Raw genomic sequence first — 24,338 nt, 5'->3', positions numbered from 1 at the left:
AATTCTCCTTGTCGAGTGAGGTGGCCGGAGGCACCTAGTGGCCCATGCCGACGCCGCCGTCGACCGGGAGGACCGCGCCGGTGATGTACGCGGCGTCGTCGGAGGCGAGGAACGCGACGGCCTTGGCGATCTCCTCGGCCTGGGCGGTCCGGCCCAGCGGGATCGCCGCCAGCATCTCCTCGCGGCGCTTGTCGGTGAGGTCGGCGGTCATGTCGGTGTCGACGTAGCCGGGGGCGACGACGTTCGCGGTCACCCCGCGTCCGCCGAGCTCGCGGGCGACCGAGCGGGCCATCCCGATCAGCCCCGACTTGGAGGCGGCGTAGTTCACCTGGCCCGGCGCGCCGGTGAGGCCGACGACGCTGGAGATGTAGACCAGCCGCCCGAACCGGGCCTTCATCATCCCGCGGGTCGCGCGCTGCGTGACCCGCCAGGCGCCGGTGAGGTTGGCGTCGACGACGCCGGTGAAGGCGTCCTCGGGCATGCGCATCAGCAGGCCGTCCTGCGTCATCCCCGCGTTCGCGACGACGACCTCGACCGGCCCGTGCTCGGATTCCACCTGCGAGAACGCGGCGTCGACGGCCGCGGAGTCGGTGACGTCGCAGACCACGCCGTGCAGCCCCTCCGGCGGCTCGCCGCTGCGGTGGGTGACGACGACGGTGTGGCCGCGGTCGGCCATCTCCCGCGCGATCGCGAGGCCGATGCCCCGGTTGCCTCCGGTCACGAGCACGACCCGGCTCACGCATGTCCTCCTGGCGACGTCGGTCGGGGGCGGGGCCGACGGGGCGCAGCGGAGCCCCACCCGTCGACCGCGCGCACGGTATCGGCTACCCCGTGGTAGCGGCGACCGCTGTGAACTAGGGCAACCGGGCGCCGAGCGCGAAGGCCGTTCCGAGCCCGATCACGACGAGGATCGTGCCCGCCATCAGCCAGTCCCCGCCGGTGTCGACCTCCTGCGACTCGTAGCCGATCTGCTCGCGCAACGTGTCGTAGGTGGCCCGCAGGTCCTGCTGGGTCGCGGCCTTGGAGAAGTCGCCCCCGGAGCGGCGGGCGATTTCCTGCATGTCGGAGTCGGCCACGGGCACCGGCACCGGGCGGCCCTCGATCTCGATCTCGCCGTAGTCGGTGCCGAACGAGATCGCCGAGATCGGCACGTTCTGCTGCTTGGCCTGGTCGGCCGCGGTGAACGCACCGCGCGGGGCGTCGAGGTCGGACGGGATGGTCTGCTTGCCGTCCGAGAGCAGGATGATCCGCCCCGGCGGCGGTTCCTCCGGCCCCTGGATCTGCGTGGCCACCGACCGGATCGAGGCCAGCGAGGCCTGGACCGCCTCGCCGGTCGCGGTCGACTCGGCGAGCTGCAGGGTCGCGATCCCGCGTTTCACGGTCTCGCGGTCGCGGGTCGGCGACACCAGCACGGTCGCCGTGCCGGCGAACGACACCAGCCCCAGGTTGATCCCGGGCGGGAGCTGGTCGACGAACTCGGTGGCGGCCTGCTGGGCGGTCTGCAGCCGGCTCGGGCTCACGTCGGTGGCGCGCATCGACAGCGACACGTCGATCGCGAGCATCACCGTCGCCCGGTTGCGCGGGACCTGCTCGGTGGCCAGCGGTCCGGCGAGCGCGACCACCAGGCAGGTCAGCGCGACCAGCACGAGCGCCACCGGTGCGTGCCGCAGCCGCCCCGGGCGCTTGGGCGCGATTTTCTCGAGCAGCCCGAGGTTGGTGAACCGCATGGTGTTGCGGCGGCGCCGGCGCTCGTTCCAGACGTAGGCGACCACGAGGGCCGCGACGACGATCAGGGCCAGGAGCCACCAGGGGTGCGAGAACATCAGCCGCTCCCCCGCATCGCCGCTCCGCTGCCCTGACCCGACCATCCACGCTTGCGGGCGACGACGAACCGCACCACGTCGGCGATCCAGTCCCGGTCGGTCCGCAGGCGCAGGTGCCCGGCCCCGGCGGCGCGGATCGCCTGGGCCACGCGCTCGCGGTGGGCCGTGGCCTCGGCGGCGAAGCGGCGGCGCAGGGTGGGCGTGGTCGTCACCTCGCGCGAGTGCCCCGACTCCGGATCGGCGAGCACGACCGTCCCGACGTCGGGCAGCTCCTCGTCGCGCAGGTCCCCCACCTCGATCGCGAGGACGTCGTGCCGCACGGCCAGGCCGCGCAGCGACCGGTTCCAGTCGGTGTCGCCGAGGAAGTCCGAGACGACGACCACCAGGCCCCGCCGTCGCGGCGGGTTGCGCAGTGCCTCCAGCGCGCCCGTCAGGTCGCCCCGGGTGCCCTCCGGCGCCCGAGGGGTACCGGCGATCCGGCGCATCAGCCCGTGCGCGTGGGCGGAGCCCCCGCGGGCGGGGAGGCGGACCAGGCCGGTGCCGTTGGCGACCACCGCCCCGATCCGGTTGCCGCCACCCCGGGTCAGGTGCACCACCGCCGAGCAGGCCGCGACCGCGAGGTCGCGCTTCTCGCATCCGCCGGTACCGAAGTCGAGACTTGGCGAGAGGTCGACGACGAGCCAGGTCTCCAGCTCGCGGTCGGCGATCGTCTCGCGGATGTGCGGTTCGGACGTGCGGGCGGTGACCGACCAGTCCATCCGCCGGACGTCGTCACCCGGCTGGTAGACCCGCGCGTCCCCCGCCTCGGACCCCGGCCCGGGCACGAGCCCGAGATGGTTGCCCTGCAGGAGCCCGTCGAGCCGGCGCCGCACCGTTAGCTCGAGGGTCTTCAGCGCCGCCTCGAGGTGCGCCGACCCGGGCGCCAACGACGGCGGGTGCGGCTCGGCCGGACCGCCCGGACGCCGCTCGCCCCGCTCGGGCGTGCTCGCGGCAGGTTCCGACGGATCCGACTCCGCCGCCACCCCGAGCCGGCCCAGCAGCCGCGGCCACCACGAGGGGCCGGTGCCGCTCCCTGCCGAGCTCACGAGCCGGCCGCCGCCTGCGGCCCACCGTGCTGCGATCCCTGCGGTCCCTGCTGCGGACCCTGCGGCGATGCGCCGTGCTGCGGGGCCTGGGAAGCCGGGCCGGTGACGGCGACGGGCCGCGCGCTGACCTGCGGCAGCGGCACGGTCTGCAGCAGCCGCGTGACCACGTGGTCGACCGGCACGCCGTCGGCGAGCGCGTCGTAGGACAGGACCAGGCGGTGTCGCAGCACGTCCGGCGCGATGTCGACGACGTCCTGGGGCAGCACGTAGTCGCGTCCACGGACGAGGGCGAGCGCCCGGGCGGCCGAGATGATGCCGAGCGAGGCACGCGGGGAGGCGCCGTAGGCCACCCAGCCCGCGACGTCGGACATCCCGTGCTCCCCCGGCGACCGGGTGGCGACGACGAGCCGCACCACGTAGTCGACCAGGGCGTGGTGCACGAAGACCTGCGCGGCGACGTCCTGCAGGCGGCGCAGCTCGGCCGGGTCGAGCACCGTGTGCGGCTGCGGCGGGCGGACACCCATCCGGTAGACGATCTCCCGCTCCTCCTCGGCCGTCGGGTACTCGACGAGGATCTTGAACAGGAACCGGTCGCGCTGCGCCTCCGGCAGCGGGTAGACGCCCTCGTTCTCGATCGGGTTCTGCGTGGCGAGCACGAGGAACGGGTCGGGCATCGGGTGGCTCGTGCCGCCGATGGAGACCTTCTTCTCCGCCATCACCTCGAGCATCGCCGACTGCACCTTGGCGGGCGCGCGGTTGATCTCGTCGGCGAGGACGAAGTTCGAGACGACGGGCCCGAGCTCGACGTCGAAGGCCTCGCGGCCCTGCCGGTAGATGCGCGTGCCGAGGATGTCGGAGGGCACGAGGTCGGGCGTGAACTGGATGCGGGCGAACGATCCGCCCACCACCGTCGCGAACGTCTCCACCGCGAGCGTCTTCGCCACGCCGGGCACGCCCTCGAGCAGCAGGTGGCCCCGGGCGAGCAGGCCGACCAGCATCCGCTCGACCAGGCGGTCCTGGCCGACGATGACCCGCTTGACCTCCACCATCGTGCGCTCGAGCTGCTCGGCGTCGTGCGCGGGCGTCGCGGGGGACGCAGACGACTCGCTGGCGGTCACGTGCTCTCCCTCGTCCGACATCGTGCGTGACGGTACCCACCCCCACCGACAACGTGAGGTGAGGCGGTGGTCCGTCCCTGGTCCGTTCCTCAGAGCAGGCGGGTCACCGTCGGGACGATCTCGTCGTCGAACCGCACCGAGGTCACCCGCACGACCTTGCCCGACTCCGGTGCCTCGACCATCTGGTCGTCGCCGAGGTAGAGCGCGACGTGGTGGATGCCGTCGGAGTCCGCCCAGAACAGCATGTCGCCCGGTCGGCGGTCGTCGAGCGGGACCTTCCGCCCCGCCTCGGCCTGGTAGCCCGAGTAGTGCGGCAACGCCTTCCCGACCCCCGCGAACGCGTAGATCATCAGCCCCGAGCAGTCGAACCCGACCTTGTCGAAGTCGCCGAAGGCGTCCGCGGTGCCACCGTCGCGCACCCCGCGCGTCGGGCCGTCGCCGTCCCCGCCACCCCAGGCGTACGTCGTCCCGAGCTCGGAGAGCGCCCGGTCGATGACGATCTCGACCGGGTCGGACGGCGCGCTCCCCGTTCCCGTCGACGGGGCGGTGCCGGTGGGCGGGGTCGGGTCCGGGGTGGTCACCGCGGGGGCCCGGGCGAGCCGCTGCTGCGCGGCCGCCTTCCGGGCGGCATCGGCGGCATCGCGCGCCCGGTCCTGGTCGGCCTGCGCCGCCTCGGCCCGTCGTCGCTGGGCGGCGAGGGCGGCGTCGGAGGCCTCGAGGGTCGCCAGCCGGGCCTGCGCGGCGTCCCGCTGGGCGCTGACCGCGGCGATCCGCTGTTGCTGGTCGGTGACGGCGGACTGGGCCGCGGCGAGCTGGTCGCGGGCGGTGCTCGCGGCGGTCGCCGCGGTGGCGGCGGCCGACTCCGCGTCCGCCGCGGCCTTCCGGGCGCGCGAGTCGGCGTTGGCGGCGTCCACGCGGGCCCGCTCGTAGCCGTCGAGGGCCTCGGTCTGCTCCGCGGTGATGATCCCCTGCAGCTGCAGCCGGTCGGCGACGTCGTTCGGCCCGTTCGTCCCGGCGAGCGCGGCGGCGACGCTCGCGGCGTCGGCCTGCTGGAACTGCGCGGCCACCCAGGCGTCGACCCGGGCCCGGGCCTGCTCGGCCTCGCCCGCGATGCGCGCCGCGTCGGCGCGGGCGGTGTCCGCGTCGCCGCGCGTCTGCTGCACCCGCGCCTGAGCGGCGGTCTCGTCCGCCACGGCCCGGTTGGCGAGCTCCCGACGGTGCCCGGCCGTGGCGGCGAGGTCGTCCAGGCGAGTCTGCAGGGTGGAGAGCTGCCCGACGAGGCGGCCGACCTCGGCGGCCGGCCCGCCCGGAGGCGCCGGGGGCGGGGTGGTCTGCGCGGCGGCCGGCGTCGCGAGCGCGAGCAGCAGGACGCCCGTCAGGACGACCGCTCGCACCACCGCGTGCCTCCTCCTGACCAGGACCGACCGCCGTAGTGGATCAGGTCACGGAGGCCTGGCACCGGCACCACGCCGCCGTGGGCGTGTCGGGCTGCGCGGGCGTGGACCGACCGGCGTGAGCGGCGGCACCCCGCCCGCCCGACGTGATCGTCGTAACCTGGTCGGAGCAGGTCCGGGGGTGCGAGTGCGCCGTCCGGGGTCGTGCGCGAGACTCCCCGCGCGAGCCGGGGAGCGGTGCGGCCCCCGCGTGCGGCCGCGGGCCCCGGCGCAGACCACGACTGACCGGCCGCGGCGCGGGGCACCACACACCCGACGACCGGCCGCAGAGCAGCCACACCGACGGGCTCACACCACGGGCCCTCGGGACGAGGAGGACAGGCGTGAGCGAAGAGGCCAGCGGAAGCGTCGACAGTTTCGGCGCCAAGGGGACCCTCGATGTCGGCGGCACGAGCTATGAGATCTTCCGGCTGAACGCGGTGAAGGGCGCCGAGCGCCTGCCGTTCAGCCTCAAGGTGCTCCTCGAGAACCTGCTGCGCACCGAGGACGGCCTGGTCACCACCCAGGACTCGATCAACGCCCTGGCGCAGTGGGACCCGCAGGCCGAGCCGGACACCGAGATCCAGTACGTGCCCGGCCGCGTGGTCATGCAGGACTTCACCGGCGTCCCCTGCATCGTCGACCTCGCCACGATGCGCGAGGCCGTCACCGAGCTGGGTGGCGACGCGAACAGCGTCAACCCGCTCGCGCCCGCCGAGCTGGTCATCGACCACTCCGTCGTCGCCGACCTCTTCGGCACCCCGGACGCGTTCGAGCGCAACGTGGAGCTGGAGTACCAGCGCAACGAGGAACGCTACAAGTTCCTGCGCTGGGGCCAGACCGCGTTCAACGAGTTCAAGGTCGTCCCGCCCGGCACGGGGATCGTCCACCAGGTCAACATCGAGCACCTGGCGCGCGTCGTCATGACCCGGAACGGCCAGGCCTACCCCGACACCCTCGTCGGGACCGACTCGCACACCACCATGGTCAACGGCCTCGGCGTGCTGGGCTGGGGCGTCGGCGGCATCGAGGCCGAGGCGGCCATGCTCGGCCAGCCGGTCTCGATGCTCATCCCCAAGGTCGTGGGCTTCCAGCTCTCCGGCGAGCTCCCCGCCGGCGCCACCGCCACCGACCTGGTCCTCACGATCACCGAGATGCTGCGCGAGCACGGCGTCGTCGGGAAGTTCGTCGAGTTCTACGGCGAGGGCGTCGGCGCGGTGCCGCTGGCCAACCGCGCCACGATCGGCAACATGAGCCCGGAGTTCGGCTCGACCTGCGCGATCTTCCCGATCGACGACGAGACGCTGACCTACCTGCGCTTCACCGGTCGCGACGACGAGCAGGTCGCCCTCGTCGAGGCCTACGCCAAGGAGCAGGGCCTCTGGCACGACCCGTCGCACGAGGCGGACTACTCCGAGACGCTCTCGCTGGACCTGTCGACCGTCGTGCCGAGCATCGCCGGCCCGAAGCGCCCGCAGGACCGCATCCAGCTCGACTCCGCCAAGGAGTCGTTCCGCGCGTCGCTGCCGGACTACGTCGACGACGACGGCTCGGCGCACTCGCAGTCCGAGCAGTCCGACAGCGAGTCCTTCCCCGCCTCGGACCCGCCCGCCGAGCACCCGAACGGCGACGCCGACAAGCCGGTCGTCCACCGTCAGCCGGCCGACCCGGGCGGCCGCGCGTCGAACCCGGTGCCGGTCACGCTGGAGGACGGCACGCAGCTCGAGCTCGACCACGGCGCCGTCACGATCGCCGCGATCACCTCGTGCACGAACACCTCGAACCCGTCGGTGATGATCGGGGCGGCCCTGCTCGCCCGCAACGCCGTCGACAAGGGCCTCGAGCGCCGGCCGTGGGTGAAGACCTCCCTCGCGCCGGGGTCGAAGGTCGTCATGGACTACTACGAGCGCTCCGGGCTGCTGCCCTACCTGGAGAAGCTCGGGTTCAACCTGGTCGGCTACGGCTGCACCACGTGCATCGGGAACTCCGGCCCGCTGCCCGAGGAGATCTCGAAGGCGATCAACGACTCGGACCTCGCCGTCACCGCGGTGCTCTCCGGCAACCGCAACTTCGAGGGCCGCATCAACCCCGACGTCAAGATGAACTACCTGGCCAGCCCGCCGCTGGTGGTCGCCTACGCGCTCGCCGGGACGATGGACCTCGACCTGTCCACCGAGCCGCTCGGCGAGGACGCGCAGGGCAACCCGGTGACGCTGGCCGACATCTGGCCCTCGCCGCAGGAGATCCAGGAGGTCATCGAGTCCTCGCTGTCGGCCGAGCAGTTCACCTCGCGCTACGCCGAGGTGTTCGCGGGCGACGAGCGCTGGACCTCGCTGCCCACCCCCGAGGGCGAGACCTTCACCTGGGACGACGACTCGACCTACGTCCGGAAGCCCCCGTACTTCGAGGGCATGGACCGGGAGCCGAGCGCCGTCTCGGACATCCAGGGCGCGCGGGTCCTGCTCAAGCTGGGCGACTCGGTCACCACCGACCACATCTCCCCCGCCGGTTCCATCAAGGAGGACTCGCCCGCCGGGCGCTACCTCAAGGAGCACGGCGTCGAGCGCAAGGACTTCAACTCCTACGGCTCCCGGCGTGGGAACCACGAGGTGATGATCCGCGGGACGTTCGCCAACATCCGGCTGCGCAACCTGCTGCCGACCGGCGACGGCGGGTCCCTCGACCAGGGCGGCTTCACCGCCGACTACACCGACGGCGGCACGCAGGCCGCGGTGTACGACGCGGCGCAGCACTACGCCGAGCAGGGCACCCCGCTGGTGGTCCTCGCCGGCAAGGAGTACGGGTCCGGGTCGTCGCGCGACTGGGCGGCCAAGGGCACGACGCTGCTCGGGGTGAGGGCGGTCATCGCCGAGTCCTACGAGCGCATCCACCGCTCGAACCTGGTCGGCATGGGCGTCCTGCCCCTGCAGTTCCCGGAGGGCGAGAACGCCGACTCGCTGGGGCTCACGGGCACCGAGACCTTCTCGATCTCCGGGGTGACGGCGCTCAACGACGGCGGCGTGCCCGACACGGTGCACGTGACGGCCGAGGGCGACGGCGACCCGATCGAGTTCGACGCGCGCCTGCGCATCGACACCCCCGGTGAGGCGCACTACTACCTCAACGGCGGGATCCTGCCGTACGTCCTGCGCAAGATGCTGGGCTGATCAGCGCAGTCCCGGTTCCGAACGAACGGCACTCTCGCGCCCGTAGAGGCTGCGAGGGTGCCGTTCGTTCATTCCGGGCGGGTTCCCGACGGCGGGTCGAGCTGCTCGGAGAGGCGGATGCGGAGGTCCTCGGGGAGCTCGGGCAGGTCGTCGAGGTCGTACTCGGAGAGCAGCCAGCCGAGCTCGTCGCGGGTGAGTGGCGTGTCCTGCTCGTCGAGCACCTGCTCGAGGTGCGCGACGAAGTCCGCCGCCGGGTCGTACTCGCTCATCTCGGAGGCCGTCGTCAGGACGTCCCCGAGGTCGGTGTGGCTCTCGACGGCCTGCAGGGGCAGGGCGATCACGGTCGCGCTCTCCCCGAGCACGACCTGCGGGTAGGCCTGCACGCTGTCCGCGTCGGCGTCCCAGCGGGCGCCCTCCCGGGCGTCGACGATGCGCCGGCCGAGCAGGAGCCCGAGGTCGAGGGCGAGCGAGGGGGTCGCGTCGTCGACGGCCCGGTCGGCGAACCACGTCCCGATCGCCCGCCAGGACTCCTCGTCGGCGCCGTGCTCGAACCCGAGACGCTCGAGCACGGCCACGATCTCGGTGGTCCGCGCCGGCTCGGCGGCGAGGATCCGGGCGCACACCCGCCGGGAGCGGGTGTCGTCGATCGTCGCGCCCGGCAGCTCGTGGCCGGCGTCGTAGGGGTGGTAGCCGGGGAGGTCGGCCGGGGCCGGCACCGCGCGGAAGACCGGCGTGCCGGGGATCCGCACCCAGGGCAGGAACGTCGACCAGAGCAGCTCGCGCACGGGGGTCACCTTGACACGGGCCTCACTCGGCCGGTTCCTCGCCCCGTTCCGCCGCGGCGAGGGCCTCGGCCGCCGCCTGGTCCTCGCTCTTCCCACGACGCCAGTACCCGCAGAACTGGATGTCGCGCTTGTCCACGCCGCGCTCGCGGATGAGGTGGCGGCGCAGGTCGCGGACCACGCCCGCCTCCCCCGCCAGCCACACGTACGGGCGCTCGCCGGGCAGCTCGGCCTGACGCAGCACGTCGAGCAGCGATGGCCCACCGTGCACCCAGCTCGTCTCGACCGCACCCGTCGTCGGGAAGGACACCGTCTCCGCCGCCGAGGACACCGAGGCGATGATCTCGGCGCGGGTGCCGGCCGGGAGGGCCTCGACGATCGCGCCCATGGCGGGCACCGCGGTCTCGTCGCCGACCAGGAGGACCGCGTCGTGCTCGTCCCGCGGCGCGTAGAGGCCGTAGGGGCCGGTGAAGGCGACGCGGTCGCCGGCGGCGGCGTCGCGGGCCCACGTCGAGCCCGGGCCGTCGCCGTGCAGTACGAGGTCGACGTCGATCTCCACACCGCCGGGGTGGTCGCGGCGGCGGCGCAGCGTGTAGGTCCGCATCGGTGGCCGCACGGCGTCGGGCATCGCGAGGTACGAGCGGTACCAGCGTCCGATGTCGCCATCGGCGGGGACCTCGGGCAGCTCCGGCACGTCCCCGCGACCCCGCGGGAAGAACAGCTTCAGGTAGCCGTCCGGCGCGGCGTGCGGCAGATCGCCGAGATCCGGACCGCCGAGCGTCACCCGCACGACCGCGGGGCTGACCCGCCGCGCGTCGAGCACCTCGGCCTGGCGCAGGGCGTAGGGCGTGCCGGTCGTGGTCGCCTCGGCGGTCATCTCACCCCTCCTCGTCGTGATGAAGTTAGGCTAGCCTAACCCACCATGACGGAAGCCGACCACCGGCCGGTCTCGCTGACCGGTGTGCCCGAGACGGCGTTGTGGACCCTGTTCAACCGCGCGACGGAGCCGACGTTCGCCGACCCGTGGGCCGAGCGGCTGTGCGAGGTCCTGGAGTACCCGTACCGGCAGCGCTTCGGCTCGCCGTCGCAGATGCACCCGCTGCGCGCGCGGGCGTTCGACGCCGAGACCGTCGACTTCCTCGACCTGCACCCGGACGCGGTGGTGGTCGCCCTCGGTGAGGGTCTGCAGACCTCCTACTGGCGGATCGGGCGGGAGGTGCCGTGGGTGTCGGTCGACCTACCCGAGGTCCAGGAGCTGCGGGCGGCGCTGTTGCCGGCGGACACCCGCGCGGTGACCGGCTCCGCGCTGGACCCGGGCTGGATGGACGCCGTGCCCGTCGACCGGCCCGCGATCGTCACCGCGGAGGGCCTGCTGATGTACTTCTCCGAGGCCGACGCGCTGGGCCTGATCGCCGCCTGCGCGGCCCGCTTCCCGGGCGGCCGGATGCTGTTCGACACGATCCCGCCCTGGTTCAGCCGGCGGACCCTCGAGGGCCTCGCGATCACCGAGCACTACACCGCGCCCCCGATGCCGTGGGGCATCTCGGTCCCCGCGATGCGCCGGCTGCGCGTCCCGGGCGTGGCCGCGGTGCGGGAACTGCCGTGGCCGTCGGGTCGCGGGCTCTTCCGCCGGCCGTGGCCGCAGGTCGCGATGGCGCTGCCCTGGGTCGGCGGGCAGCGCCCGGCCTCCTGGGCGTTGGACTTCTGCTCCTGACCGCCGATCATCGGGCGGTGTGGACCTCTTCCTGACGACGGGACTGGTCGGCCGGCTCGCGTGGCTGGTCGGCAACGGCGTCGAAGCCCACCGCCGCACGATCGAGCGGTGGGCCGCGAACCCGCCGACGTCGGTGTTCGAACCGGGGTGGCCCCCGTTCTTCTACGCACTGGTCGCTCCGCCGACGGTGGCCGCCTCCGTGGGTACGTGCGTGCGGCACCGGGGCGATCCGGTCGTCGGAACGTCGGCCCTCGCGACGGCGCTCGCGGTGGCGATCTCCGCCGTCCTCGTACGCACCGTGGTCCTCCCGCTGCGGGGCGCGGCGCCGGAGGGGGACCGACTCGTGGCCCGTTGGTTCGTGCTCAACCGCGCGCGGATGGCTGCGGTCGGCGTCGCGGTCGTCGCCGACCTCTGTGTCCTGGCGCGACGGTGAAGCGTCTGGCCGCCCTCGTCCGAGCCGGCGCTCCGGGTGGTGGGCGCGACCCGCTCGGACTCGGCGGCCGGTGTGACCGTGGCGTGGGTCGGGCCGAGGACGGTGCGCGTGGGCTGGCTCGAGGCGCGGTTCCGGGACCCGGACGCGGACGAGGTGACGCTGGACGGCCCGGGTGGGCCGGTGAGTGTCGTGTCCGGGGCCGGCGCGTCCGACGCGACCGCTCCTCCGGGCGGGATGCCGCCGATGACCGGGCCGGTCGAGGACTGCTGAGCCGCGAGACTGTCGGGGGGACCGGCTATCGTCCCCGGCATGGACGAACTGGTGTTCGACGAGGTGTGGCGGGGTGTCGTGGCCTCGACCCTGCGGGCCTTCGTCGAGGACGGCCACGACGTCGCGGACGTCGCGGAGCGGCTGGTCGAGGTGGCGCGCACGGGCTCGGTGCAGGACCTCGTCGACCTGGCCTACGACGTCGCCGCGGAGGTGCTCTCGCCATCGGCGTGGGACGCACTCTGCGAGGAGCCCTGGCTGTCCGCGGAGCTGGACGACGTCGACGACGAACCGGCCGTTGCGGTGCCGTGCCTGGTCCTCGCGGGCGGCTCAGCGGGCCGCGAGCAGGGCCTCGATCTCGTCGACGGCGGCCCGCAGCTCGTCCGCGAAGCGCTCCATCTCCTCCCCCACGGCGGCGGGCGTGCTGAGGTGGACGATCCAGCGGTCGGGCAGCAGGACGTAGGCGACCCCGATGCACTGGGTGCTGGTCGAGCCGAACCCGAACACCCGCACGTTGACCGAGGGCGCGGAGCTGGTCGACATGAAGTCGTCGCGCATGATGCGCCAGCCGGGCGAGTCGACGACCTCGAGCGGCTCGGTGGCCCCCAGCTCCTCCCCCCGACGCTGCTGGATCAGCGAGAGTTCCCACAGGTGCTGCTCGGGGGCGTCCCCGGCCTGGCACGCGCGGGCCCGGCGGCCGTGGGCCTCGGCCGCCGCGTCGAAGGCGTCCCGGCGGGCGTCGCCGTCGGCGGAGGCGTCGTCCATGGCGGCGGTGAAGGCCAGGATCTCGGGGGTGACCACGCGCATCGCCTCGGTGCGTCCGTGGTGGAACTGCAGCGTCGCGATGGACTCGTACGTGGCCCCGACGAAGCCCTTCGCCCGGCGGTGCGCCAGCTGGTAGGCGAGCTGGGCGAAGGCGTCCGGGGACACCTTCAGCTCCTTCGCGCGGTCGCTGCCGCGGTCGTCGAACACCACGAGCCGGGTGGCGACGGAGTCGGCGAACGCCGTGAAGTCCTCGCCCGCCGCCCGGACGTCGGCGGCGCGCTCGTCGGTCAGCTCGAACCGGATCTCCGTCGTGGCCGGCTCGCCCTGGGACCGGGCCCCGAGACGCTCGGCGTGCTCGGCGGTCGACATCGCGAAGATGCCGTCGACCAGGGCGAGCACCGTCGTCCCGTCGAGGCGGCAGTGCTCGGTGTTGATGCCGGCCTCGCCGTCGGGGAACACGACGAAGGTGACCGCCTTGTCGAACCAGCGGTTGGACGCGTCACCAGCGAGGAGCTCCTTGCCGCGGGACGTGTCGTCGGTGGGGGCGACGTCCTCCAGGCTCACGCAGAACAGCGCGGTCTCGATCTCCTCGAGCGCCGCGGCGTTGGCGGGATCCTCGGCGCGCAGGGCGTCCCGGCTGCGAGCCCACTCGGCCCGGGCCTTCGTCGTGAGTCGCCCGACCCCGGCGCCCGTGCCCCCGACCGAGGCGCGCAGCCGCCGCAGGGCGTCGGCGATCTCGGACGCCGTGTGCGGGGTCCCGTCGGGGCCGAGGACGTCGAGCCGGAACGCGTGCCCGCGCGCGAACACGACGACGTGGCGCTCCCGCGAGGGGCCGGGCCAGGCGTCGGTGTAGGGCGTGCGGGCGGTGTCCTGCTCCTCGCCGGGGATGCGGGTGGCCGAGAAGAGGAACTTGTGCTGCTCCATGGTCATCGGCTCGCCGCGCCGCCGGGCCGGGGGCAGGGCGCCGGTGTCGACCTGGTGTTGATGGTCCAGCGCGCCCAGGATCAGCGCGGCGGCCCGCCCGGCCTGATCGGACTCCGCGGGGTCGGAGCTCGGGCGGAACAGGAAGAAGAAGTTGGCGTTGAGCGCGATCCGGTCGCGGCGCCCGAGGTAGCGGGACTCCCAGAACTCGTCGAGCCAGCTGTGGGTGCTCGGCGCGGCGGCGTAGTCCTCGAGGGCGGCCTGCAGGACCGGGCCGGGGCCGTCGGGGCGCAGCAGCTGGTCGACGGCGGCCCGGGTCGCGGCGCGCTGGTCGTCGTCGAGCAGCGGGGAGCTCCACGCGACGAAGCGGTCGGCGGTGTCGGCCAGCGCGGGTACGGGCACGCGCGGGAGGCCGTCCTCGAGGTCGAAGGTGCTGGGGGTGCCGTCCGGCATGGGGGTCCTCGGGTCGGGTCGGTCGGGCGGGTCAGTCGAGCAGGGCGTCGCCGCGCGCCGCGGCACCGGCGAGGTGCGCGGGCGCGACCCGGCCGAAGAGCTGGCGGGTCCGGGTCGGCGACCCGACCACGCCCGGGCGGTCGCTGTAGGCCAGGATCGCGGTGTGGCGCGGGGTGCTCCCCCGCACCGTCGTCACGCGGTGCAGCGCGAACCGCCCGCGGAACAGCTGGAGGTCGCCGGGCCGCAGGTCGAGGTGCGCCACCGGCGCGCGGTCGCCGTCGAGCACCGCGCGCACGGCCGCGAGGTTCTCCGCGCCCGGCGCCCGGATGCCGGGGCAGTACTCGAAGGTCCCGCCCGCCTCCGGGGCGCGGGTCAGCAGGCTGACCGCGATCTCGTTGGTGTCGAAGTGCCAGGGGTGGTCGTCCCCGGGCGCGACGACGTTGAGGGTGAGCCCGGAGTACGGGTCGGCGAGCGGGTGCACCGCGGGCAGCTCGAAGCAGGCGGCGAGCAGGGCGTGCAGGCCGGGGTCGGCGTAGAGCCGCTGGATCAGGTGCCCGGCGGGGATGTGGTCGCGCGCCACGAACGCGTTGCGCCGGGACAGGACGACCGACGCCGGGTGGTCCGCCGACAACGTCGGGTCGGGGTCGGTGTTGTAGACGTTCACCCGCGCCACCGCGGTGTGGGCCTCCGGGGCCACGGCGTCGCCCTCGGCGCGGAGCCGGTCGCGCAGCGCGGGTCGCACGACGTCGCGCAGCACGGTCGCGCCCCGGGCCCGCAGCTCCTCCCGGGCGCCCTCGACCACCTCGACCCAGCGGGGGCTCCCGGGTGCGTCGAGCGGGTACCGCGCCCGGTCCACCACGTCGGCCACGTCGATCACGCCCGAGCCCACGTCGGCCCCCTCTCGTCGCCGAGCCACCCTAGGGGCCTCCGACGATCACCGGCACCTCCCCGAGCGGCCCGTCGATCACCCGTCCTCGAGGAGTTCCGCGACGTGCCGTGCCGGATCGGCGAGGAAGCCGCGCGTGAGCACGACCGGCATGGCCTCGTCGTAGGCCACGGCGTGCCACGACCCGTCGTCGCCGATCTCGAGGATCCGGGCGTCCGGGACCGCGAGCAGGATCGGCGAGTGCGTGGCGATCACGAACTGCGCGCCGGCCCGCGCGAGCTCGTGCACGCGCGCGAGGACGGCCATCGCGCCCTGCGGCGAGAGCGCGGCCTCGGGCTCGTCGAGGACGTACAGCCCGTCCGGCCCGAAGCGGTGGACGAACAGGTCGAGGAACGACTCCCCGTGCGAGCGCTCGTGCAGCGGCACCCCGCCGTAGCCGTCGATGATCGGCGGGCCGCCGCCCTCGCGGTCGAGCCGATCGATCTCCGAGGCGACGTTGAAGAAGCTCTCGGCGCGCAGGAAGTACCGGCTGCGGGGCTTGCGGCGTCCGTGCCGCACCACCAGGGCCTCGCCCAGCGGGGAGTGCGCGTCCGCCGTCGCGAACCGGAAGTTCTGCGAGCCGCCCTCGGCGTTCAGCCCGAGCGCGACGGCGAGGGCCTCGACCAGCGTCGACTTCCCCGACCCGTTGTGCCCGACCAGGAACGTGACCGGCCGGTCGAACGCGAGCCCACCACTCGCGCGCAGGGCCCGCACCACCGGCAGGTCGTACGGGTAGCCGTCGGTCCCCGCGTCGGGACCGAGCCGCACGTGCTGCACGAACACCTCGGCCGCCCCGGGCGGCGGTGCCTCGTCGAGGCCGCGCACCCGGGTCCGGCCGGGACCACGTCGCGGGCTCACGCCCGCAGTCTCACACCCCGCGACGGATGAAGTCGGCGCAGCGCTCGCCGATCATCATCGTGGTGATGCACGGGTTCACGGTGATCAGGTCCGGCATCACCGAGCCGTCGGCCACCCGCAGCCCGTCCACGCCCTTGACGTGCAGCGTCGGGGTCACCGGCGCCATCGTGTCGTCGTCGGCGCCCATCTTCACGGTGCAGGACGGGTGGTAGACGGTGTTGTGGGTCTTGCGGATGTACTCGAAGAGCTCCTCGTCGGTCGTGTCCTGCTCCCCCGGCGCCAGCTCCTTGCCGACCCAGTCCTTCAGCGCCGGTGCCGCGGCGATCTCCCGGGCGACCCGGATGCCGCGGATCATCACCTCGCGGTCGTGCTCGTGGGTGAAGTACCGCGGGTCGACCTTCGGCTTGTCGTGGAAGTCGCGCGAGGACAGCCGGACGGTGCCCTTGGACTGGGCGCCCGTCACGTTCGGCGTCAGGCAGAAGGTGTTCTCGGCGGTCGGGTAGCCGTACCGCACGATGTTCAGGTCGAACGGCACGGAGCCGTAGTGGAACATCAGGTCCGGCGTCGTCCGACTCTCGGAGCCCGCGAAGATGCCGATCTGCCACCACTGCGTGGAGGCGGTCGGCATCGGCTGCAGGGCCTCCCACTGGACGAGGCCCTCCGGGTGGTCCTGGAGGTTCTCCCCCACGCCGGGCGCGTCGACGACGACGTCGATGCCGACCTCGCGGAGGTGCCCGGCCGGGCCGATGCCGGACAGCATGAGCAGCTTCGGACCGTCGATCGCGCCGGCCGAGAGCACCGTCTCGCGGCGGGCCGTGACCTCGATCGAGCGCCGCTGGTCCGGCGTGCGCAGCCGCGCCCCGGTGGCCCGCGGCCGGGGGCCGGAGAGGTCGAGGGTGAGCTTCTCGGCCCGGTAGCCCGTCAGCACCGTGAGGTTCGGACGGTCGAGGTTCGGGTGGATGTAGGCCGTGGACGCCGACGAGCGGGTGCCGTCCGGCCGCGCGTTGACCTGGAACCAGTTCGCCCCGCGGACGACGGTGCGGCCGGTGTTGAACGGCGTCGTCGGGAGCCCGACCTGATCGCAGGCGCGCAGCAGCGCCTCGCCGCACGGGTCCTGGTCGCCGACGGTCCGGATGGTCACCGGACCGTCGGTGCCCCGACCCGGTGCTTCGGCGTGCTCGGCGCCGTCCAGCGCGGTCTCGAGCTTGCGGTAGAAGGGGTAGCACTCGTCGGCCGACCACCCGGTCGCGCCGCCGGCCGCCCAGTCGTCGAGGTTCTCGCGCGGCGCCCAGTAGGCGATCGCGGAGTTGTGCGACGAGCAGCCGCCCAGGACCTTCGCCCGGGCGTGGCGCATCCACGAGTTGCCCGACTCCTGCGGCTCGATCGGGTAGTCCCAGTCGTAGCCGGACTCGAGCAGCTCCATCCAGCGCGAGAGGTCGAGGATCGCGTCGTCGCCGACGTCGGAGGGCCCGGCCTCGATCAGACAGACGCTGACGTCGGGATCCTCGGACAGCCGGGCGGCCACGGCGCACCCGGCGGTCCCGCCGCCGACGATCACGTAGTCGAACTCGGTGTCCATGGTTCATGCCTCCCGGGCGGGGTCGGTGGTGGTCTCGTCGGTGCCGGTCACGAACCGCTCCCCGGGGTCGACGACGGGAACCACCCGGTCGGGCCCGGCCGGGTGTTCGTCCAGATGTGCTTGGCCTCCTGGTACTCCGCGAGGCCCGCGCGCCCGAGCTCGCGGCCCACGCCGGAGTGCCCGAAGCCGCCCCACTCGGCGGCCGGGACGTAGGGCCCGAAGTCGTTGATCCACACCGTCCCGTGGCGCAGCCGGCCCGCGACCTCCTCGCAGACCCCGTGGTCGGCGGAGAACACCGCGCCCGCGAGGCCGTACTCGGTGTCGTTGGCGATGCGGACGGCGTCGTCGAGGTCGGTGAAGGTCTCGACGGTGAGCACCGGGCCGAACGACTCGTCGTGCACCACCGACATGTCCTGGGTGCAGCGGTCGAGGATCGTCGGGGGGTAGTAGAAGCCGTCCGCCAGCCTCGGGTCGGTCGGGCGCTCGCCGCCGCAGCGCAGGACCGCGCCCTCGGCGACGCCCCGCGCGACGTAGGCCTCGACCTTCTCGCGGTGGGCGGCGGAGATCAGCGGACCGGTCTCGGTGCCCGGGTCGTCCGGGCCGCCCAGGACGATGTTCTGCGCGCGGCGGACGAGGTCGTCGACGACGCGGTCGTGCGCGGACTCCTCGACGACCAGGCGCGCCCCGGCGGAGCAGACCTGGCCGGAGTGCAGGAAGATCCCGGTCAGGACGTTGTCGACGGCGGTCTCGTGGTCGGCGTCCGCGAACAGCACGAACGGGTTCTTGCCGCCCAGCTCGAGCGCGACCTTCTTCACCGTCGCCGCGGCGTTCGCCATGAGGACGCGGCCGGTCGCGAGGCCGCCGGTGAAGCTGACCATGTCCACGCGCGGATCGACCGACAGCGGGCCACCCGCCGTCGCGCCCGCCCCGAGCACCAGGTTCCCGACGCCGGCCGGCAGGCCGGCCTCGGTCAGCAGCTCCATGAGGATGATCGCGGTGTGCGGGGTCAGCTCGCTGGGCTTGAGCACGAAGGTGCACCCGGCGCCGATCGCCGGCGCGACCTTCCATGCGGTCTGCAGCAGCGGGTAGTTCCACGGCGTGATCAGCGCGCACACGCCGACGGGCTCGTGGACGACCTTGCTGCGCGCGTCCGGCTGCCCGGTCTCCACCAGGCGCCCGTCGTCGGTCGCGGAGATGTGCCCGAACCACCGGAAGCAGTTCGTGATGTCGTCCATGTCGATCTCGGACTCGGCGATCCGCTTGCCGGTGTCGAGGGTCTCGGCGCGGGCGAGCCGGTCCCGGTCCCGCTGGAGCAGGTCGGCCACCCGCAGCAGCAGGGCGCCGCGCTCGGCGGGCGGGACGGACGACCACCGGCCGTCGTCGAAGGCGGTGCGGGCGGCGGCGATCGCGCGGTCGGTGTCCACGGCGGTCGCCTCGCTGACCTCGGCGACCAGCCGCCCGTCGGCCGGGCAGCGGATCTCGCGGCTGCCGCCCTCGGCGGCGTCGGTCCACGTCCCGTCGATGAAGAGCTGGCCCACGGTCCTCCTGTCGCGGTCGATGTCGGTGGGAGCCCCGACGGTACGACCACCGTGTACATCTGTACAGACGGCGGTAGCCTGGGCGCCCATGGGGGAAGCCGCACCGCGCACCCGGTCGGGGACCGCCGACCCGCAGCGGCGCGAGCGCATCGCCCGCGCGGCCATCGCCGTGGTCGCCGAACGCGGGGTCGACGGGCTGACCCACCGCGCCGTCGCCGCGGCCGCGGACGTCCCGCTCGGCTCGACGACCTACCACTTCCGCACCCTCGACGACCTGCTCGAGGAGGCGCTACGCCACGCGGCGGACGACAACATCGGCGCGATCCGCGCGTGGGAGTCGGCCCTCGATCCCGACGCCGGGTTCGCCGCCGCACTGACCGACCTCGTCCTGAGCTACCTTGGCGAGGGCACGCACACCGTCGTCGAGTACGACCTCTACGTCGCCGCGCTGCACCGGCCCCGCCTACGCCCGGTCAGCGCGGCGTGGGACGAGGCCCTGGTCGAGGTGTTCGGCCGGCGCACCGACCCCCTCACCGGCCGCGTCCTCGCCGGTCTGTTCTGCGGCCTGCTGATGCAGACCGCGATCGCCGACCCGGCCCCGTCGGCCGACGAGGTGCACGCGATCTTCCGCCGGGCGATCGACGGTCCGCGGGCGGCATGAGGTTCGCCTCCGCCCGGGGCGGGGATGCGGTGCGGGTGGGCAGGGCGGTGGTCGTCGGCGGCGGGATCGGCGGACTGGCGGCGGCGTGCGGTCTGGTCCGGGCGGGCTGGGACGTCGAGGTCCGGGAGCGTCTCGAGCACGCCGCCGGGCCCGGCGGCATCTCGTTGTGGCCGAACGCGCTGCGCGCCCTGGACGTCCTTGGACTCGGCGACGCCGTCCGGCACGAGGGCCTGGTCCAGGCCGCGGGCGGCATCCGGGACCGGCGGGGACGCTGGATCGTGCGCACCGACCAGGCCCGGATGATCGAGCGCCACGGCGACGGCGTCACGGTCCTCCCTCGCGCCCGGCTGCTCGCGATCCTGCGCGAGCGCCTCCCACCGGGCGTCGTGCACACCGGCGCGCCGGTGGAGCGGCCCGAGGAGATCGACGCCGACCTCGTCGTCGGCGCGGACGGGATCGGTTCCACCGTGCGTCGCCTCGTCGCCCCCGGCGCCCGGCCGGGCTCCACGGGCACCGTGGCCTGGCGGCTCGTGGCGCACGTCGACGACCCGCCCACCGAGGGCGGCGAGACCTGGGCCGACGGCTGCTACGCCGGGATCGCGCCGCTGCGGGACGGACGGGTCAACCTCTGGGCCGTCGTGCGCGACGACGAGCCGGCCGCTCGCGACCCGGCGGCGTTGCGCCGCCGGTTCGCCGACGTCCACGCCCCGATCCCCGAGCTCCTCGCCGCGGCCGACCCGGACTCCGCCCACGTCACCGGCCTGTCCTGGCTGCCGCCGCTGCGCACGTTCCGGTCCGGACGAACCGTGCTGCTCGGCGACGCCGCCCACGCCATGACCCCGAACCTCGGCCAGGGCGGGTGCCTCGCCCTCGAGGACGCCGCGGTCCTCGCCCGGTGCTCCCACGACCTCGACCGGTACGACCGCCTCCGCCGTCCCCGCACCGCGGCCCTCACCCGACGGTCCCGGCTCGCCGGCCTCGTCGCGGGTCTCTCCGGCCCCTTCCCGACGGCGGGTCGCGACGGCCTGGGCCGGCTCCTCCCGGCCGCCCTCACCCTGCGCGCCCTCGACGGCGTGCTCGGGTGGCAGCCGCCGTGCACGGTGCCCCCTACCGCGCAGTAGGCTGCCGCCCTCATCCGGGGGAGGAACCAGTGGGACGCAGGCGATGGAGCCGGACGGCGGGCGCGGTGGCCGGTGCGGCGATGGTCCTGGTGGGCGGCGCCGCGTGCTCCTCGGAGCCGCCACCTCCCCCGGCGCGGCAGTACACGGTGCAGTTCTCGGTGACCGGGACGGCGGGCGGGTCCGCGTTCGGCCGCTACGTCACCGTCGGCGAGCTGGGCAGCAACCAGCAGGTCAACTTCTCCGGCGTGCCGTTCGAGCGCACCCTGACCGTGCCGTATACGCCGGAGCCCAAGCTCCAGGCCGGGCTCGTCGGGGTCCGGCCCGGGTCGCGGATCTCCTGCCGCATCACCGTCGACGGCCGGACGGTCGTCGCCCGGACGATCCCGGCGCCCGGGCAGGACGTCATCTGCGGGCCCTGACCGGCTCCGCCGCGCCCTCGCCGGTCACCACCGGCCGTCGGGACCGCTCCCGCAGCCCGAGCGCGGTCACCGAGACCGCGACGACGACGAGCCCCAGCACCTGGGTCGCGGTCAACGTCCCGCCGAGCAGCGTGACCCCGAGGATCGTCGCGGTGACTGGGAAGGCCAGCTCGGCCAGCGTCGCCCGGGCGGCGGGGGTCCGCCGCAGGCCCGGGTAGTAGAGCGCGAGACCGAGCAGCCCGGGGACCAGTGCCAACGCCACCAGTGGCGGGAGCTGCCCGACGCTCACCGCGACCGGCCCGCCCGAGACCAGCAGGACCACCAGCGACGCGGGCAGGCCGACCGCGAACCGCAGCACGGTGATGTCCCACGGCGAGGTGCCCGACCGTCCGACGTAGCGGCCCAGCACGGTCCCGGCCGCCCACAGCACCGCGGCGCCCGCCGCGAGGAGCGCGGCCACCACCGCCTGGACGTGCACGTCGAGCGGGTCGGCGAACGCCAGCAGCCACGCGCCGACCAGCGCCGGCACCGCGTACGTCCAGTAGCCGCGGCGCAGCCGCTCGCCGAGCAGCCACGCGGCGCCGAGGGCGGCGACCAGGGGCTGGATCTTCTGCAGCACCAACGGCGTGATCGGGTCGCCCAGCACGAGCGCCTCGGTGAACAGCACCGTGGCCAGCGCCGACGAGCCCGCCCCGATCACCGCCATCGCCATCCGGGCGCGCGGCGCCATCGCCCGGAACGCGCGCCATGCCCGCGGGAGCCACGGGACGAGCACCACGACGATGATCAGGTGCTCCCAGAACACGATGCTCGCCGCGGGGAGCCCACCGGCCAACGGTGCGCGCAGCAGCGCATCGGTCCCCCACAGTGCGGCGCCGAGCGCGACCAACCACGTCAGGTCAGTCGAGCCGCGCCACCAGGTGTGCCTCACCGCCACCCTCCTCGTCGACGAGCACGTCGAGGTCCGCGAACGCCCCCCGGAGCTCTCCCGGCTCCGCCCGGAAGCGGCCGCCGGCGTCGCCGACGACGGAGAGCACCGTCACCACCAACAGCCCGCCGGGCGCCAGCACTCCCGCGAGCGCCGGGTAGAGGGCCGGGTCACGGAAGCGCTGACAGACCACCACGTCGTACCCGCCGGTGACGGGCAGACCCTCGTCGAGGTCGGCCTCGATCCAGTGCACCGTCACAGCGGCGGCGTCGGCCGCCGCCCGGCCCAGGGCGAGCCCGGCAGGGGCGGCGTCGAGCGCGTCGACCACGAGGCCCCGCTGCGCGAGCCACACCGCGACGGTGCCGCGCCCGCACGCCACGTCGAGCGCGCGACCGGTCGTCGGGACGAGGTCCTCGCGCCCGACGAGCACCGACGGTGGTCCGGGCTCGCCCGGCCCCGACGCCGCGAAGCGGTCGTTCCAGTCCACGACTAGCGCTCCTGGTCGGGCTCCGCTCCGCTCCGTCTCCGGCGGGCCAGCGTCAGCCCGAACCGCTCGCCGGGGTCGGTGAACCAGCCGACGGCGTCGAACCCGGCCGCGTCGAGCTCACCGGCGATGCCGGCGCGGGTGAACTTCGTGGAGATCTCGGTGCGCATCTCCTCGCCGTCCGCGAACTCCACGACGAGGTCGAGCGCGGGCACCTGCACCGTCATCGCCCGCCGGGCGCGCACCCGCATCTCGATCCGGCTCGACTGCGGGACCCAGACGGCGAGGTAGTCGAAGCCCTCGACGTCGAAGTCCGCCCCGAGCACCCGGTTCAGCACCGTGAGCGCGTTCAGCTCGAACTCCGCGGTCACGCCCGCGGCGTCGTCGTAGGCCGCGACCAGGGTCGCCTCGTCCTTGACCAGGTCGGTCCCGACGAGGAAGTGCTCACCGGGGACGAGCGCGTCGGACAGCGCGTCGAGGAAGGCCCGGCGCTCCTCGGGCTCGAAGTTGCCGATCGTGCCCCCGAGCAGCACGACGAGGCGGCGGCCGACCTGCGGGATGCTGCGCAGGTCGGCGGTGAAGTCGCCGACCACCCCGTGCACCTCGAGGTCCGGGTAGCCCGCGACGAGCCCGGGCACCGCCTCCTCGAGCGCCGCCGCCGACACGTCCACCGGGACGTAGTGGCGCAGCTCGCCGGTGCGCGACATCGCGTCGAGCAGGAGCGTCGACTTGGTCGACGACCCCGAGCCGAGCTCGACGAAGGTGTCCGCCCCCGCGATCCGGGCGATCTCGTCCGCGCCCCCGGCGAGCGCCTCGCGCTCGGCGGTGAACGGGTAGTACTCCGGCAACGCCGTGATCTGCTCGAACAGCTCGGAGCCACGGGCGTCGTAGAGCCACTGGGGGCGCAGGACCTTCGGGGTCGAGGTCAGGCCCCGGCGCGCGTCCGCGCGCAGGGCGGCGTCGGCGTCGGCCTCGGTGAGATGGACGTCGAGCGTCGGGAGGGTTCCGTGCGGGGTGGTCACGGCGGGAGTTCACGTCCGATCGGTTGCGGCCGACCCGTCTCGGGGCAGGCCTGGTTCACGTCATCGGGAACGGATCAGGAGCGCCCTAGAGGGCGGTGACGGCGACGGTCGCGGCGTCGCGGGTGACGACGAGCCGGCGGTCGTCGACCGGGGTCCACGCGCGGTCGTCGAGCGGCTCCGAGGCCACGGTCACGCCCTCGTCGTCGGCGAGGTAGGACAGGGCGTGGTCGACGGCGGTGGCCACGAGGGTCGGCTCTCCCGCCGGGCCGGTCGTCAGCAGCATCAGGTTCAGCCGGGAGCCGGGCGCGGCGTCCAGCGTGCGCGTGATGACGTCGGCCACCGCGTCGGCGGGGTCCTTCCCCGCGTCCAGCCGACGCCGCACGAGCGCCCAGAGCACGGCCGAGTCGGTCGGTGCGTCGAGGGTCATCAGCGTCTCGGGGTCGAGCTCGGCGGCGAGGTCGCGCAGGGACCCGGGCCAGCCGCGGACGACGCCGTTGTGGCTGAACACGCGGTCGCCGTCGCGGAACGGGGCGCACGCCCCGGTCGAGACCGGCATCCCGACGGTGGCCGAGCGCACCGCCGCCACGAACGCGGGCGAGGAGATCGCGGTGGCCAGGTCGAGGAAGGAGCCGTCGGTCCACATCGGGACCGGCGAGCGGTAGGAGTGCGGTCCGGTGTCGGAGTACCAGCCGACGCCGAAGCCGTCGGCGTTGACCGTGCCCCCGCCGCGCATGTCGGCGGGGGCGTAGGACTGCACGAGCAGGGAGTGCGGCGGCTCGGTCACCCGCGAGGCGAGGGTGACCGGCCGCGGGCCCACGTGGCCCAGGTGTCGGCACACGGGC

The 24,338-nt window shown here is 74.2% G+C and carries 23 protein-coding genes; 7 read left to right on the top strand and 16 right to left on the bottom strand.

Going from position 1 to position 24,338, the window contains the following annotated elements:
• Positions 1-34 precede the first annotated feature (34 nt).
• The 5 genes from fabG to QRT03_RS19025 form a co-directional block, all read right to left on the bottom strand.
• Positions 35-739 carry a beta-ketoacyl-ACP reductase gene (gene fabG / locus QRT03_RS19045; protein WP_286054576.1) on the bottom strand — a complete coding sequence of 235 codons (705 nt, stop codon included), beginning with the start codon at positions 737-739 and terminating at the stop codon, positions 35-37.
• 115 nt (positions 740-854) lie between these two features.
• Complete coding sequence (locus QRT03_RS19040; RefSeq protein WP_286054574.1) at positions 855-1,823, bottom strand: VWA domain-containing protein; 969 nt, start codon at positions 1,821-1,823, stop codon at positions 855-857.
• Positions 1,823-2,749: a DUF58 domain-containing protein gene (locus QRT03_RS19035; RefSeq protein WP_286054924.1), complete on the bottom strand. Its 927-nt coding sequence runs from the start codon at positions 2,747-2,749 to the stop codon at positions 1,823-1,825. The genes QRT03_RS19040 and QRT03_RS19035 overlap by 1 nt, the downstream gene beginning before the upstream one ends.
• 155 nt (positions 2,750-2,904) lie before the next feature.
• On the bottom strand, positions 2,905-4,026 hold the full coding sequence (locus tag QRT03_RS19030) for an AAA family ATPase (protein WP_425604868.1): 1,122 nt from the start codon (positions 4,024-4,026) through the stop codon (positions 2,905-2,907).
• An 89-nt stretch (positions 4,027-4,115) separates the two neighbouring features.
• Entirely contained in the window at positions 4,116-5,423 is a 1,308-nt protein-coding gene (locus QRT03_RS19025) for an NlpC/P60 family protein (RefSeq protein WP_286054572.1), read from the bottom strand.
• Positions 5,424-5,803: 380 nt separating this feature from the next.
• On the opposite strand from QRT03_RS19025, the gene QRT03_RS19020 reads away from it, so the two are divergent.
• Entirely contained in the window at positions 5,804-8,626 is a 2,823-nt protein-coding gene (locus QRT03_RS19020) for an aconitate hydratase (RefSeq protein ID WP_286054571.1), read from the top strand.
• Between the two features lie 68 nt (positions 8,627-8,694).
• On the opposite strand, the gene QRT03_RS19015 is transcribed toward QRT03_RS19020, so the two are convergent.
• Together QRT03_RS19015 and QRT03_RS19010 are read right to left on the bottom strand one after the other, a co-directional pair.
• Entirely contained in the window at positions 8,695-9,411 is a 717-nt protein-coding gene (locus QRT03_RS19015; protein ID WP_286054570.1) for a hypothetical protein, read from the bottom strand.
• Positions 9,412-9,433: 22 nt separating this feature from the next.
• Positions 9,434-10,285: a siderophore-interacting protein gene (locus QRT03_RS19010; protein WP_286054569.1), complete on the bottom strand. Its 852-nt coding sequence runs from the start codon at positions 10,283-10,285 to the stop codon at positions 9,434-9,436.
• 45 nt (positions 10,286-10,330) lie between these two features.
• Here QRT03_RS19010 and QRT03_RS19005 point away from each other — a divergent pair, with 45 nt between their 5' ends.
• From QRT03_RS19005 to QRT03_RS18995, 3 genes are all read left to right on the top strand, one after another.
• Positions 10,331-11,122 carry a class I SAM-dependent methyltransferase gene (locus tag QRT03_RS19005; RefSeq protein WP_286054568.1) on the top strand — a complete coding sequence of 264 codons (792 nt, stop codon included), beginning with the start codon at positions 10,331-10,333 and terminating at the stop codon, positions 11,120-11,122.
• Between the two features lie 19 nt (positions 11,123-11,141).
• Positions 11,142-11,555: a hypothetical protein gene (locus QRT03_RS19000; protein ID WP_286054567.1), complete on the top strand. Its 414-nt coding sequence runs from the start codon at positions 11,142-11,144 to the stop codon at positions 11,553-11,555.
• Positions 11,556-11,663: 108 nt separating this feature from the next.
• Positions 11,664-11,825, top strand: coding sequence for a hypothetical protein (locus QRT03_RS18995; RefSeq protein WP_286054566.1), 162 nt, complete (start codon positions 11,664-11,666; stop codon positions 11,823-11,825).
• A 327-nt stretch (positions 11,826-12,152) separates the two neighbouring features.
• Here the strand turns inward: QRT03_RS18995 and QRT03_RS18990 are convergent, their stop codons facing one another.
• The 5 genes from QRT03_RS18990 to QRT03_RS18970 form a co-directional block, all read right to left on the bottom strand.
• Positions 12,153-13,961 carry a choline/carnitine O-acyltransferase gene (locus QRT03_RS18990; RefSeq protein ID WP_286054565.1) on the bottom strand — a complete coding sequence of 603 codons (1,809 nt, stop codon included), beginning with the start codon at positions 13,959-13,961 and terminating at the stop codon, positions 12,153-12,155.
• Between the two features lie 31 nt (positions 13,962-13,992).
• Positions 13,993-14,838, bottom strand: a complete 846-nt coding sequence (locus tag QRT03_RS18985) for a HalD/BesD family halogenase (protein WP_286054563.1) — start codon at positions 14,836-14,838, stop codon at positions 13,993-13,995.
• Between the two features lie 87 nt (positions 14,839-14,925).
• Positions 14,926-15,744: an AAA family ATPase gene (locus QRT03_RS18980; RefSeq protein WP_286054562.1), complete on the bottom strand. Its 819-nt coding sequence runs from the start codon at positions 15,742-15,744 to the stop codon at positions 14,926-14,928.
• A 10-nt stretch (positions 15,745-15,754) separates the two neighbouring features.
• On the bottom strand, positions 15,755-17,323 hold the full coding sequence (locus QRT03_RS18975) for a GMC family oxidoreductase (RefSeq protein ID WP_286054561.1): 1,569 nt from the start codon (positions 17,321-17,323) through the stop codon (positions 15,755-15,757).
• Between the two features lie 47 nt (positions 17,324-17,370).
• Positions 17,371-18,861, bottom strand: coding sequence for an aldehyde dehydrogenase family protein (locus QRT03_RS18970; protein WP_286054560.1), 1,491 nt, complete (start codon positions 18,859-18,861; stop codon positions 17,371-17,373).
• An 88-nt stretch (positions 18,862-18,949) separates the two neighbouring features.
• Here QRT03_RS18970 and QRT03_RS18965 point away from each other — a divergent pair, with 88 nt between their 5' ends.
• From QRT03_RS18965 to QRT03_RS18955, 3 genes are read left to right on the top strand one after another with little or no spacing between them, the layout of a single operon-like run.
• Positions 18,950-19,522, top strand: a complete 573-nt coding sequence (locus tag QRT03_RS18965; protein WP_286054559.1) for a TetR/AcrR family transcriptional regulator — start codon at positions 18,950-18,952, stop codon at positions 19,520-19,522.
• Positions 19,519-20,643 (top strand): FAD-dependent monooxygenase, encoded by a 1,125-nt coding sequence (locus QRT03_RS18960; RefSeq protein ID WP_286054558.1) that lies wholly within the window; start codon positions 19,519-19,521, stop codon positions 20,641-20,643. Before QRT03_RS18965 ends, QRT03_RS18960 begins: the two co-directional genes overlap by 4 nt.
• Before the next feature lie 29 nt (positions 20,644-20,672).
• Positions 20,673-21,062, top strand: a complete 390-nt coding sequence (locus tag QRT03_RS18955; protein ID WP_286054557.1) for a hypothetical protein — start codon at positions 20,673-20,675, stop codon at positions 21,060-21,062.
• Here the strand turns inward: QRT03_RS18955 and QRT03_RS18950 are convergent.
• From QRT03_RS18950 to egtC, 4 genes are all read right to left on the bottom strand, one after another.
• The gene (locus QRT03_RS18950; protein WP_286054556.1) at positions 21,046-21,999 is read right to left on the bottom strand and encodes a DMT family transporter; all 954 of its coding nucleotides are present in this window, start codon (positions 21,997-21,999) and stop codon (positions 21,046-21,048) included. The genes QRT03_RS18955 and QRT03_RS18950 overlap by 17 nt on opposite strands.
• Positions 21,962-22,477, bottom strand: coding sequence for a class I SAM-dependent methyltransferase (locus tag QRT03_RS18945; RefSeq protein WP_286054554.1), 516 nt, complete (start codon positions 22,475-22,477; stop codon positions 21,962-21,964). The genes QRT03_RS18950 and QRT03_RS18945 overlap by 38 nt, the downstream gene beginning before the upstream one ends.
• Before the next feature lie 2 nt (positions 22,478-22,479).
• Positions 22,480-23,496 (bottom strand): L-histidine N(alpha)-methyltransferase, encoded by a 1,017-nt coding sequence (gene egtD / locus QRT03_RS18940; protein WP_286054553.1) that lies wholly within the window; start codon positions 23,494-23,496, stop codon positions 22,480-22,482.
• An 85-nt stretch (positions 23,497-23,581) separates the two neighbouring features.
• Positions 23,582-24,334: an ergothioneine biosynthesis protein EgtC gene (gene egtC, locus QRT03_RS18935; RefSeq protein WP_425604867.1), complete on the bottom strand. Its 753-nt coding sequence runs from the start codon at positions 24,332-24,334 to the stop codon at positions 23,582-23,584.
• Positions 24,335-24,338: the final 4 nt, after the last annotated feature.

Origin of the sequence: Actinomycetospora termitidis (genome assembly GCF_030286555.1) — a bacterium.
GTDB classification, from domain to species: domain Bacteria; phylum Actinomycetota; class Actinomycetes; order Mycobacteriales; family Pseudonocardiaceae; genus Actinomycetospora; species Actinomycetospora termitidis.
This window is presented reverse-complemented; position numbering and strand designations above follow the sequence as displayed.

What these genes read in the sequence shown, in the direction of transcription:
- QRT03_RS19040 (WP_286054574.1), bottom strand. Translation starts at nt 1,823, where the DNA reads ATGTTCTCGCACCCCTGGTGGCTCCTGGCCCTGATCGTCGTCGCGGCC.
- QRT03_RS19010 (WP_286054569.1), bottom strand. Translation starts at nt 10,285, where the DNA reads ATGACCGCCGAGGCGACCACGACCGGCACGCCCTACGCCCTGCGCCAG.
- QRT03_RS19005 (WP_286054568.1), top strand. Translation starts at nt 10,331, where the DNA reads ATGACGGAAGCCGACCACCGGCCGGTCTCGCTGACCGGTGTGCCCGAG.
- QRT03_RS18990 (WP_286054565.1), bottom strand. Translation starts at nt 13,961, where the DNA reads ATGCCGGACGGCACCCCCAGCACCTTCGACCTCGAGGACGGCCTCCCG.
- QRT03_RS18975 (WP_286054561.1), bottom strand. Translation starts at nt 17,323, where the DNA reads ATGGACACCGAGTTCGACTACGTGATCGTCGGCGGCGGGACCGCCGGG.
- QRT03_RS18965 (WP_286054559.1), top strand. Translation starts at nt 18,950, where the DNA reads ATGGGGGAAGCCGCACCGCGCACCCGGTCGGGGACCGCCGACCCGCAG.
- QRT03_RS18960 (WP_286054558.1), top strand. Translation starts at nt 19,519, where the DNA reads ATGAGGTTCGCCTCCGCCCGGGGCGGGGATGCGGTGCGGGTGGGCAGG.